The following is a 10,931-nucleotide window of genomic DNA, read 5'->3' as shown; positions in this document are numbered from 1 at the left end:
TGCTTATCAATTTATTAAACGTTGGTTACGTCGTGATGAGCCAAAGCTGAGGGTGCAGGAGAGCTCCGCCTTCCTTAATGAACTCTTCAAGATCTTTAGAATTTACGCATGAAAAGAGACCCCCAGATGGGTACCTCAGAAACATCTTCAATTTTTGCAACAGGCCCTTTTAAGGTAGCCAACAAGCGGACGCCGTTTTTTCTGTATTGCCCAAAAAGACGGGCAAAACAGGGTAGGGGGTCGCATCAAAACACAAAAAGACGTGTTTCCATGCGCGGCTTTTCATCATCTTCTTTGGCTTCTGTATTGGTTGCTAGGCCAGATTTTGTCCGTTCCGGGCAATCCCTAAATGCGCAAGCTGTTTATGGTAACCCGAATTACCGCCACCTCCTCCGCCCACCCATTGCGGCCGTCCTTTCTTGTCCGTGGCACCGTGGTTGCGGCGAGTTTAGTGTTTACTCTTGCGTTAAGAGCTCGCTTTTTAATGGCGCTGCAGTGTGCGTGTCGTGGCGGTAGCGAATCAGTGCTATGCACTGTTCGCCCATCGGGCTTGCAGGTCTGAAAGCCTGAAATAGGCTGCCTTTCGTAGCCAAATTCATTCATTGTTGTCCGTTGAACTTGGTGTTTTCTTCAACTCATCAAACAAGTCTAAGTATCTAATCTCTAGGTAATCTAGGCTTTCTAGCTTGAAGTTTATGTAATGTTTACCTTGTCCATAAGGTTTGGAGTACAAAAAGATAAAGGCTTGTTTATTATGAGACTGGGCTATTTTTGTTAACCGCTTTATGACGAGGTTTCTTACTGGGTAATCTTGTATTTGCTTTTCCGTGATGAAGAAAGAAGGGTTGATCGCAGTGCCGCCATGTTTCATCTCGCTCTTGAATTTTACATGATAGAGTTTCTTCTCTGCTATGTAGTTGATGTTGGCAACGCCCCAATAGACTTTGTTTTCATTGGGTAGATTCTCTATGTTTTGGTTGAAAACACCTTTAAAAAGCGCTTGATAGCTAATGTTTTTCTTGTCGATTGTGATGTAATGCTCTGCAAGAGTGCCTTCTGTTTTGTAGCGTATGAATTTGCTTACCAGTGATCTTACCGAGTAATAATCAGAGCCAGTTTTACGGTCTTGTTGTCTAAGGCCTGCGGCATTGCGTTCACTGATGATTCTATTTTTTCCTTTAGTTGGGCTTCCTTTTTGTTTCTTAGCAAACTGGTTCAATGGACGAAATAAATGGAAAGAATCGGGTTTGTGCTCACTTTGGGTAATACGAGGTGAGTTGGTATCCTGAGTTTTTTCTGTGCCAGTATTGCTCTTTTTCCCAATGGTAGCATCGCAATCCAGTGAGTGTTTATAACCCCGAAAATGCACAGATTGTTGCATGTCTTGTTTTTCTAAATCTAGGTTCACACACGTCACTTTTGCATCGCAAAGTTCACTCGGGCACACGAAAGCAGATTTATTGAAGATTACTCCTGCCCAATACAATTCATAGGCATCTTCAGTGTTGATAATGTTGTCGTACTCAATGCTATATGCTTCCTCTAATGATGCCATCTTAACGCTCCTTCTTTCATTTACTGTAGCGGTACTCAATTGGCGCCGAGGGTGCAACTGAATACATATTTTTTCAAGTACCTAACCGTCCTTTTTTTTGCTTAAATGTTTTGTTGATCACAGTGGTAGAGGTTCTGTCTATGGGCGTTATGGGCTGCCTTTGGCCATGAGGAGAATAATGGAGTCAACTTGGGTTAAGAGAAGGTGGTTGGGTACTAAAGATAGGAGAGGAGCTTTCATGTCTGGGTAATAACCATTAATCATTGCTGCAATGATTAATGGTTAGAGTATCTGAAAGACACATCAAAATCTCAAGATACCAGTGGTCAACTAAAATTGGCCACGGTTTTAGAGTTTTTTCATAATGTCACCTGTTATGAGGTGATGATATCACTACAAGCAAGCGCCTCCACGTTTAACGAAACTACAAACCTCTCCTTCGTGTATTTCACTCGGCTAAACAAAAGTGCATAGTCAAATTCTGATGAGTTATTAGTTTCCGATTGCACCTTTACTTTTATTAGCCGGCTACAGATTTCATGAACAGAGTTTTTGATGCGTTTAACGTCTGTATTAGTCCAATTTGACACTTTTACGATAGAGAACTCATAACGGCTTTTTTCTGCCTCGTTACAGGCTGAGCTAAACACGCAATGATGAAGAAACCAGATCTTATGCACTATATAATTGGTCATCCACTCAAGCTCTTTATCTGTCAGATATTGCCCTTTTTTCATACAAACCTCTACATAGAAAACCCCCATCCTCCATGAAAAATTCACTAGAAAAATAGGGAAACGTTTCATTATGCATTCGGCCTTATGTTTGAACGTACCCTCGCTGCAGGCTTAACCTAACATGGATGATAGTATGCAGGACAACAATAATGAGTGGGTGCCATATAATGATATTGAGCACCACAAACTTCCTTCATTGATGCAGGAACTCATAGAAATCATTGGCTATAACGATATGTACACGCTTGTCTCTACTTATGGAGGGTATGATACCTATATCCCTAAGAATCCCAGACGAAGTAAGCTGCGGCATCTTCTTCCCAAAGATTCACTCAACAATCTCAGCTATGCCTATGGCGGCACCTATCTTACTTTGCCAACGTCACGGCAAATTGATCTGCAGGGACGAAATCAACAAATCATCCAAGCCCTAGAAAGTGGTGAGACGAGATCGGCGGTGGCTAAGCGGTTTGGTTTAGGAATACGCCAAGTGTCTAATATTAAGAAACTCCAACTTGGGCTTGTTGAGAAAAACGCATGAGCCGTCAGTCGTTAACTCTGATTCCTCACTGAACAGTGCGTCATAGTCAAGTCTGAATTCAAATAGTGACATTACACCTCATAATGAGCCTAAACTGAGGGGGGGAGGAGGGATCTGCCTTCCTCAACGAACTTTTCAATATCTTGGCAATTTACGCATGAAATGAGGAATTCAGATAGGCTATTTAGAAACATTTTTCAGTTTTTGCAGCAACCCCTGATTACTTGTTGTTTGAAGGTTTCCCACAATACAAGCTCTATACTACGAAAGGAGATTTTCTTATGGCGCAGCAAGTTCAACTCAAAATCACTGACAAAAACGGTAAAGAGCTAGGTTTTCTCGGTTTTACTGAAAATGAAGAGCGTTACATCACTTTGGCTCCAGAGAGCAGTGAAGACGTCATTACATTCCATGTTGAAGAAGCAGGAGATACCGATTTATACAGTTTTGATAGCGGTGATGGGTAGACCCTATATATGGACATGAAGCTTAAAACCGCCGAATTTTTGGCAATACGACTAAGCACGGCAGCACCTAGCCGACATAGCTAGGTGTCGACACATTTAAGGATGAGTGGGGGAAAAGGATCGTTGCTTCTGGATCACAATCTACAAGCCTCATTTCTAAGATATCGACTTCGATTTCAATTATCTTCACTTTATCTATTTTAGCTTGAGTTATCATTGCGCGAACTTTTTAAAGATTTTCATGGATCTCTTGCTCGATCTCAACAAGCTCATCGTGCATCAGTTCCATGTTCTTATTCCGTCTTTTTCATGTTTCAAAACCAACCTACCACTTTAATCATCAAACTTGCCACTCAAGAAAAAAGCTTTGCGTGACACGACACTAACTCTCTGAAAACACGACACTAACTCTCTGAAAAAGAGCTGTTAATTAGTTGAAGTTGGCGTGACATGGCATAGCTAGTGTCTTCATAAAGCCCATTGTTCATGTATCTGGTCGCAGAGTGAACCATTTCCCTATTTATCAACACCTCAAATTAGTAGCTAAAAGCTGTCACAAGTGAGGTTGAGTCTCTCCTCTGTTACACCGGAAATGCTTCATGGTGAACCTAGCCATAGTAAATCGCTATTTTGTCACTTCAACACACATAAGGAGAGTTGAAATGACAAAACGTACAGCAAAAGCGCAGATAGTAAACGAAACAGGGCGAGCCATTAAAGTCGCCACTCTGAATCACAAGTACAGTGATAACTACAAGAACCATAAAACATTTGGTTCCATTCCTGACGGAGAAGCATCCGACTTCCTTAGCGTGGAATACAACACTGGCTTTGGTACCACTGGTCGAGATTGGTGGTTAGCAACGTGGCAATACGATGAAAAAGAAGTGTTCTTTACTAACCCAAATAACTTCCGAGCAGCGTTTGACTGGGCTGAAGGACAAGTTAATTCACTATTTGCTTCTGTGAAGGACATTCCTGATGAGTTAACACCTGCGGTAAACATCGCGTCGAAAGCGTTCAATAGCGAATCCACCAAAGGCTTTAAACAGCACATATTGAGATCGGAAGACTCAGGAAAGGTGGTAAAAATCACCCTGAAAAAAGATGGAAAAGTGGTCATTACTTCTCCTTCCGGTAAATCAGAAACGGTTTACAGCAGTAAAGAGATTAAGAAGTAACCGAGAAAAATCACGCTTACGAAGCTAAGTGTTTCAAAATCAGAAATGGAGAAAATCAAATGTCTATGGAAATCGCAGCACAAGTCGCAGCACCTGTAATCGCCACAGTTTCTTCGTACTCATCTCAAATCCTAGATGTGTTCCGCAAAAGACGTCTATTACGTTATGAGTGGAGCAAAGAGGAGAGTCGCTTTGTTGTGGTCATCAATGAGTCGGTTGCGCGTAATCTTTCTGTCCATAATAGGCTTCAATTAGAACGTCTATATGTAGAGCTCACTTACTTTTTGAATGATGTGTGTAACGTTGATTACCAACGTCAAGCTAACGCACTAGTTCAGAATATCAAAGAAATGAGTCGCGAGGCTGTTATTGCAGAGATCGAGTCTCTGAAAAAAGGGGCTTTATTCCGCGCAGCATCATTTGATTTTGCCAAAGCTCGCGATCTAATTGATACAGCAATATTTGATGTCAACAATGCTGATATTCCGGACGAACCTAGCATCAATACAGTATATAACTTCAACGCTAAATTCTTTAAAACCATCTTTAGCTATGACCCGACAGTGTCTAAGGATGGCCTTGAAACCATCGACTTCCCAGAAGATATGTTGGAAAGCTAGGTATATTCCAAGGGCCATAACTTAAATTGATAACTATATGCTTTAAAGAGAAAGATCGACTTTAAAGAAATTAAACCAATAGTTACCCACTGGAAAAAATTCTTACATGGTTAAATGATAGCAATGAAGTAGGCAGAGATGTTAAGCATATGATTACATGTAATGAATTATTTAATTATGCAAATCAACTAGAAAATGAAACAGACAAAAGTGAAATCCTTAATTTCATCCGCAATTACCCAGATGTTCCACATTAAACCAACTTTTTAGCTAGTTGAAGAGCTGGTTACAAAAATTGAAGATGCTTCAGAGGTGCTCATCCGAGTACCTCTTTTCATTGTATAGAAGTGAGAGATCGCTAAGGCTGATTTTGATTTAATGGTATCTCGTTATACCTTTGATAATAAGGCTCATGAGCATCGTTCAATCGCTCAGAACAGTTAGCTTTGCATTATGAGCTTGAATCATTGCAAAGAGAATCGAGTTGTTGCTGTCGAAGTCGCGTCTTGTCGGTTATTTCCAGAGCTGCGCAAAGCCTGCCTAAACCATGAGGATACGGCGTTTCTGGCGGATAAAGAGCAGAGCTGTGAGCATCGTGAAAATTATTCGATGGGGGCAGGGAGTTATCTTACCGATAAGGATTTTATCCGCTGTGGCTGGTTTGTGCGCAAGGTGCAATTTTGGGATGAGGCGGATAAAGCCTCTTCAGTGCCGTTGAGTGAGCTTTCTAAAGCGGTGCGTGATTGATCTTCGCGGGGCTGTCGCCCCGCTTTCTCATTTCCAGTAACGGAGACGTGACAATGTCACAAGGAAAACAGTTTTCTATCGATGCTCGTATGGTTGCTTTGTTTGATCAGTTAGCAGCGTTAAACCCGAAGGTTGGCCAAATGGTTGCGGCCTTGAATGTTTCGTTGTCTCAAGCGGGTGAAAAAATCGAAACACGAGAGGATTTTGAGGTGTTTGTTGAACAGATTGAGGAATGGCGCGATTAGTGTTTTTCGACTCTATGGTCCTGCTGAGTAGCGGGGCTAACCCTCTCTGAAAGGTATTTTATGCACTCTCTCTATTTTGCTGCAGAATGCAGTGATGCTGACTATATATCTGAACATTCTAATGATCTAAATCAGCTTCTGAGGTATGCGCTTTGTAGTACATTACATGCCGCGAAAATTTAGCAGTAATGGTGTGTTACGTAGCCGATAAGTAAAGGGCGGTAGCATTTTGAATTTAAGGTGTAGGGTAACGTTTTTATAAGCAGGAATTTACAGGTTTCTTGAGAGCTAACTTTTGCCCCGAAATTGGTTTCGCTAAAAAGTCCACAATCACAGTCGTTCAGTTTTTGACCTAATAGAACTAATCTGACAACCAAAACTTACAAGGAACTATGGAAGCAAAGACTAAATTAATAAAGTACCTAAAATCTTCGCTAAGAGCGTTTGAGGCGGTCTAAGGGCTGTTTCTTATAGCAAACTCACACATTTACCAAAATAGGAATAATGAACACCGATTTTTGTTAGTGTGTGCTTCTAATTAATATCAGATTTGAGACTACGTTTTTAATGAATTCTTTAACGGATATTTTCCTATCAATAGATTTTTTGAAGTTCTCGGTTCCATTGTTTGGTGCAGTTATAGCGTGGTTTCTTAATGAATCGCGCAAGCGGATTTGGGAGCAATACTACCGTAAGGAAGAGTCGTATAAAGAATTGTTGAGGTGTTTAGAAGGTTTTCATGAAAATGCCGATCCGACCGAGGCTAGACATTTAAAAACAAAATTTCTATCTGAAGTTAACAAATGTTGGCTTTATTGCCCTGATGATGTGATCAAAAAAATATATAACTTCCTAGAACTGTCTAAAAAAAATACATTTAATACTGAAGAAGAACGAGAGACTAACCGCGATGCAATAGAAGATGCAGTCGGAGTCATTATCGCTTCGGTTCGAAAAGATCTCCTATCTAGGAAGTTGGTCAAAAAAACAAAACTGAGTGACAAAGATTTCAATATATATAAGGCTCGATGAACCTCGTTACTTACCATAACAGCACTTAGTGCGAACATAACTAATCTGTACTAATCCCACCCTTTGCTAGTGCAATTTTACTCATTGCACTAGCACTTCACAACAACGTTGCCATACCTCTAGTTATTCATGCTTTGCTAATAATCAATTTTCCGAAAATAATTTCTGTCCATACTCGTGCTAGTCTGAACCGCTCTAGCACGTTTCTGCCCCATTTTAATTTAGAGTTTCTACCAATACCATTTCTAGTCATTAGTATTTGCCCCAATTGCCCTAATGATTCAATATGAATTCAATCGCTCAGCGATGTGGATTGGATTGTGTCCATCGCTTTGGTAGCGATTCACTCACAAAACCATAAGTGATCCACAAAGTTGAGCTTGGGAAAAGCCAACTAGATCTAGTACTATAAACTCTTAAGTTACTGACAAATAGATGGTATGTCACAAGGTACGCCTTCTAAATCTATAGAGTGACGTTGGCTTAGTACTTATTCTCCTAAGGAAACAAAATGTCCGAATACTGCTTTTTTACTCCTGAATCCCAAGCACTTGCAGAGTCCGCCAATCTGAAAGAGTGCTTAGAACAGTACGCTGAGACCAATAAAAAGCAAATTTATGTACTCTCGCGCCCACTATCAAAAGAAGATCTGACTTACGAATACGAACATGCATTTGTAATTTTTTCATCGGGACGAAAGCCTTGTTTTGTCGATACATCTAACAACGAAGAAGAGTTTGAAGAATTCGTGGATGACTTCATTGACGACATGGCTTTTTTGTCTGAGAAGTTTGAGTATCGGAAAAAAATTGGTAGAAAAAAGCGGTGGTTGGAGCTTATTGAAACAACAACATGTGACAACTTAGACTTAGATTCCTTAGTACTTGAAAACCCTACAGATAGACGAGTAGCAGACCTGTTAACTTCTTTGGTCATTGGTAGTATCAATGACGTTAACAAAGTTGACTTAGATGCCAACAACCTCCTAGATAGCATTAAATCAAAGATAGTGCTCTTCGATACAGATCAGACGGGCTTCGTCTTTAAGATGGGAGCTAGTAAAAAATTCGTCATTCAAGGATTAGCAGGCTCAGGTAAGACGGAACTTCTTCTGCATAAACTCAAAGAAGTTTACTCAAACGAGCAGGAAGCACGAATTGCATTTACGTGTTTCAATAAAATACTAGCCTCAAGTATGAGAAGTCGCATACCTCAGTTTTTTGACTTTATGAAAGTTGAGAGACAAATCGATTGGGAGAATAAACTCTTCTGTTTCCACTCCTGGGGAAGTGGACGGCACCCTTACTCTGGTATGTATCGCTATATTTGCCACAAGTATGAAATTCCGTTTGGAACGTTCGCTGCGGGTTCGTTTGATCAACTCTGTAAAAAGGCAATCGAAGACATCAAAAGTGCAGCAGAGCCAAATAACCGAAAGTTTATATTTGACTATGTTTTCATTGATGAAAGCCAAGACTTTGGAGAGCACTTTGTTGAACTCTGTGAGTTAGTTACAGAGAAAAAAGTGTTTTTGGCAGGTGATGTTTTCCAGAACATTTTTAGAACAATTGATGACTCTGTAAGCCATGCCGATCTAGTTCTAAAAAAATGTTACCGAACAGATCCTAAGAATCTAATGTTCTCGCATGCCCTTGGTATGGGACTTTATGAAATGCCAGTTCTGAGGTGGCTGCAAGATAACGAGTGGAGTGCTTGTGGTTACAATTATAGCGAGGTAGATGGTCGTGCTATTATTAGCAGAGACCCTCTACGTCGATTTGAAGACATTCCTCAGGAATTTCAATCAACTACCATTCATCTAACCGAAGATGGTCAAAGTATTTCTAACTCTATTTTCAATGTTGTTGAACAGATTAAAGAACGGCATGAAAGTGTCGAACCTGGCGACATTGCTGTTCTATTTCTAGATACAGGTAAATATATTTACAACGTTATACCAGAACTAGCAAACATTGTTACCGAGCGTTTAGGGTGGGACGTCAACATTTCTCATGAAAGTAAGACTAGCGACCCTTCTAAATTTTTCATTTCAAACATTAACAATGCCAAGGGCTTAGAATTCCCTTTCGTTATCTGTTTCGCACTGAATTTGCATCGCCAGCCAGCATTCAGGAATGGGTTATATACGATGATGGCACGCTCCTTTTTAGAAAGTCATTTGGTGTTAGGAAACCAGACAGATACAGAGCTACTTACTGCCCTAAATTCAGGTATTGAGTGTATGAACTCTAATGGCTATATGAATTTACGCATACCATCTGCTCAAGAAATCGAAAATCAAAAAGCATTGATTGTTTGGGATGAAGAGCCATCTCTAGAAGACAGAGTCGTCGCTTACTGTGAAGAGAACGGAGCGAGTCCAAGGTTAAAAGCCAAACTTATACAAAGAATGGCTGAAGTGATGGGCGATGTTGAATATGAGGAAGACTATTTTAACGTTCTTATCAATGCAGAATACAAGCGTTTTGAAAAGTTATGAGCATATTTTACTATAAAAATGTTCCTACACATTTTATGCAGCGGCTGCGATCCGTCAGAGACCCTGTTGACAACTTATGGAACGTACTAGTTCTAGTTGAAGCGATTAATTCTCACCCAGAAAAACAAATAGAAACTGGTGAAGATGGGTTTGATGTGGCTGTGTTCACCAAAGATTTTCATCGATTTTTGGTTAGAAAAGATGATGGATATTTTTCTATGTCAAATCCATTTCAAGTCCACTTGGGTAACAATGAAATATCATTCAACTGTGATGTGCTTGAAGAAGCGGTAAGTGGTAGGTTTATTTCAATCATTAGGAATGCGATTCAAACAGTTCACGGAAACATTTATTCCCATGATGATATTGTTCTTTCGCTGCATGAAAACTTTGGAATGGAATGGACTGAGGCAGCGAAGTATTCAGATACGTTTGCATCGCTACTCTCTGATGATCATGGGTATTTTCGATTCGATGATGACCCTGACCGCCAGAATGGAGATGTTCATCCTAGATATCACTTTGATATCTTCTTTAAAAACTCTAGCTCATTAAAAGTTGGATATGATAAGTTTGCTGAACTACAGTGTTTTTTGGCATTAGCAGATAAGAATTACCCCAAAAAGTACCTGCTAGACTCAAATCTGATCAAGTGATAGTTAAAATATCATAATATTTGTTTAATAAGACAGAAGGGTAACTGTTGCGCAAAGTGGTATGACTTAACTCTTTAGTCACCGATTCAAATACCGACTTATCTCCGACAATATGAACTTTTGTTTCAGCCTTGGTTGTAGTGGCTGAGTAAATTTGGCCACTTGATTCGAGGTGTGCAATACCTGAAGTTATCCGTGAGGTGCTAATTTAGAAAGTTCACTGACACGTTTATGTCCAAAAGTTTCTCAGGTAGAATAATAATCGATCCCACATGTATGAAAGGTTAATCGGCAAATTGTCCAAAAATTATTTGTATAAAGCCAGCATGATTAACCCTCACGCTCAGCTTTCATCTTCTTAACCACACGTACAACCGTTCGAGCAGAGACTCCAATCATCTTGGCCGTCTCATTAATGCTCATTTGGTTATCGACTCTGAGCTTGTAGATCTTGTCATGCAGCTCTAGATCAGGCTTCCTTCCTTTGTATTTCCCTTCGTTCATGGCCTTCTCGATGCCTTGTTTTTGGCGGCGACGTCTATCTTCATAATCTTTTCTAGAAATTGCAGCCAACATATCCATCATCATGTTGTTGATGGCTTTGATCATCGAGTTGGTGAATTCATCAGAAATTTCTGGAGCCAGGGCAA

The 10,931-nt window shown here is 40.2% G+C and carries 12 protein-coding genes and 1 pseudogene; 9 read left to right on the top strand and 4 right to left on the bottom strand.

Features of this window, described 5'->3' with window-relative positions:
• Positions 1-595: 595 nt before the first annotated feature.
• Both VSA01S_RS18555 and VSA01S_RS18550 read right to left on the bottom strand, forming a co-directional pair.
• A complete protein-coding gene (locus VSA01S_RS18555) occupies positions 596-1,555 on the bottom strand; it encodes a hypothetical protein (RefSeq protein WP_039983298.1) in 960 nt (319 codons plus the stop codon).
• A 374-nt stretch (positions 1,556-1,929) separates the two neighbouring features.
• Complete coding sequence (locus tag VSA01S_RS18550; protein WP_145993917.1) at positions 1,930-2,292, bottom strand: hypothetical protein; 363 nt, start codon at positions 2,290-2,292, stop codon at positions 1,930-1,932.
• A 133-nt stretch (positions 2,293-2,425) separates the two neighbouring features.
• Here VSA01S_RS18550 and VSA01S_RS18545 point away from each other — a divergent pair, with 133 nt between their 5' ends.
• Both VSA01S_RS18545 and VSA01S_RS20080 read left to right on the top strand, forming a co-directional pair.
• Complete coding sequence (locus tag VSA01S_RS18545; RefSeq protein WP_039983302.1) at positions 2,426-2,833, top strand: helix-turn-helix domain-containing protein; 408 nt, start codon at positions 2,426-2,428, stop codon at positions 2,831-2,833.
• A gap of 281 nt (positions 2,834-3,114) precedes the next feature.
• A complete protein-coding gene (locus VSA01S_RS20080; RefSeq protein WP_162139178.1) occupies positions 3,115-3,300 on the top strand; it encodes a hypothetical protein in 186 nt (61 codons plus the stop codon).
• Positions 3,301-3,367: 67 nt separating this feature from the next.
• Here VSA01S_RS20080 and VSA01S_RS20075 read toward each other — a convergent pair whose 3' ends face one another.
• Positions 3,368-3,517 (bottom strand): hypothetical protein, encoded by a 150-nt coding sequence (locus VSA01S_RS20075; protein WP_186810635.1) that lies wholly within the window; start codon positions 3,515-3,517, stop codon positions 3,368-3,370.
• A gap of 445 nt (positions 3,518-3,962) precedes the next feature.
• Between VSA01S_RS20075 and VSA01S_RS18540 the strand changes: the two genes are divergently transcribed.
• From VSA01S_RS18540 to VSA01S_RS18510, 7 genes are all read left to right on the top strand, one after another.
• The gene (locus VSA01S_RS18540; RefSeq protein WP_039983303.1) at positions 3,963-4,481 is read left to right on the top strand and encodes a hypothetical protein; all 519 of its coding nucleotides are present in this window, start codon (positions 3,963-3,965) and stop codon (positions 4,479-4,481) included.
• Between the two features lie 59 nt (positions 4,482-4,540).
• A complete protein-coding gene (locus VSA01S_RS18535; RefSeq protein ID WP_039983305.1) occupies positions 4,541-5,101 on the top strand; it encodes a hypothetical protein in 561 nt (186 codons plus the stop codon).
• Between the two features lie 453 nt (positions 5,102-5,554).
• Positions 5,555-5,848 carry a hypothetical protein gene (locus tag VSA01S_RS18530; protein ID WP_039983306.1) on the top strand — a complete coding sequence of 98 codons (294 nt, stop codon included), beginning with the start codon at positions 5,555-5,557 and terminating at the stop codon, positions 5,846-5,848.
• Positions 5,849-5,901: 53 nt separating this feature from the next.
• Positions 5,902-6,093: a hypothetical protein gene (locus VSA01S_RS18525; RefSeq protein WP_039983308.1), complete on the top strand. Its 192-nt coding sequence runs from the start codon at positions 5,902-5,904 to the stop codon at positions 6,091-6,093.
• Between the two features lie 567 nt (positions 6,094-6,660).
• The gene (locus tag VSA01S_RS18520; protein ID WP_145993919.1) at positions 6,661-7,125 is read left to right on the top strand and encodes a hypothetical protein; all 465 of its coding nucleotides are present in this window, start codon (positions 6,661-6,663) and stop codon (positions 7,123-7,125) included.
• A gap of 511 nt (positions 7,126-7,636) precedes the next feature.
• Entirely contained in the window at positions 7,637-9,625 is a 1,989-nt protein-coding gene (locus VSA01S_RS18515; protein ID WP_039983310.1) for an STM2767 family DEAD/DEAH box helicase, read from the top strand.
• A complete protein-coding gene (locus VSA01S_RS18510; protein ID WP_039983311.1) occupies positions 9,622-10,281 on the top strand; it encodes an STM2766 family helicase-associated protein in 660 nt (219 codons plus the stop codon). The genes VSA01S_RS18515 and VSA01S_RS18510 overlap by 4 nt, the downstream gene beginning before the upstream one ends.
• Positions 10,282-10,611: 330 nt before the next feature.
• Here the strand turns inward: VSA01S_RS18510 and VSA01S_RS18505 are convergent.
• Positions 10,612-10,931: pseudogene (locus VSA01S_RS18505) on the bottom strand (recombinase family protein); the annotation flags it as partial.

Source organism: Vibrio sagamiensis NBRC 104589, assembly GCF_007990935.1.
Taxonomy (GTDB): Bacteria; Pseudomonadota; Gammaproteobacteria; order Enterobacterales; family Vibrionaceae; genus Vibrio; species Vibrio sagamiensis.
The sequence above is the reverse complement of the archived record's forward strand: the minus strand, read 5'-3'. Positions and strand labels throughout refer to the sequence as shown.

Coding starts and splice junctions, on each gene's coding strand:
- VSA01S_RS18515 (WP_039983310.1), top strand. CDS start 7,637: ATGTCCGAATACTGCTTTTTTACTCCTGAATCCCAAGCACTTGCAGAG.
- VSA01S_RS18540 (WP_039983303.1), top strand. CDS start 3,963: ATGACAAAACGTACAGCAAAAGCGCAGATAGTAAACGAAACAGGGCGA.
- VSA01S_RS18535 (WP_039983305.1), top strand. CDS start 4,541: ATGTCTATGGAAATCGCAGCACAAGTCGCAGCACCTGTAATCGCCACA.
- VSA01S_RS18555 (WP_039983298.1), bottom strand. CDS start 1,555: ATGGCATCATTAGAGGAAGCATATAGCATTGAGTACGACAACATTATC.
- VSA01S_RS18510 (WP_039983311.1), top strand. CDS start 9,622: ATGAGCATATTTTACTATAAAAATGTTCCTACACATTTTATGCAGCGG.
- VSA01S_RS18520 (WP_145993919.1), top strand. CDS start 6,661: ATGAATTCTTTAACGGATATTTTCCTATCAATAGATTTTTTGAAGTTC.
- VSA01S_RS18550 (WP_145993917.1), bottom strand. CDS start 2,292: ATGAAAAAAGGGCAATATCTGACAGATAAAGAGCTTGAGTGGATGACC.
- VSA01S_RS20080 (WP_162139178.1), top strand. CDS start 3,115: ATGGCGCAGCAAGTTCAACTCAAAATCACTGACAAAAACGGTAAAGAG.
- VSA01S_RS18545 (WP_039983302.1), top strand. CDS start 2,426: ATGCAGGACAACAATAATGAGTGGGTGCCATATAATGATATTGAGCAC.
- VSA01S_RS20075 (WP_186810635.1), bottom strand. CDS start 3,517: ATGATAACTCAAGCTAAAATAGATAAAGTGAAGATAATTGAAATCGAA.
- VSA01S_RS18525 (WP_039983308.1), top strand. CDS start 5,902: ATGTCACAAGGAAAACAGTTTTCTATCGATGCTCGTATGGTTGCTTTG.
- VSA01S_RS18530 (WP_039983306.1), top strand. CDS start 5,555: ATGAGCTTGAATCATTGCAAAGAGAATCGAGTTGTTGCTGTCGAAGTC.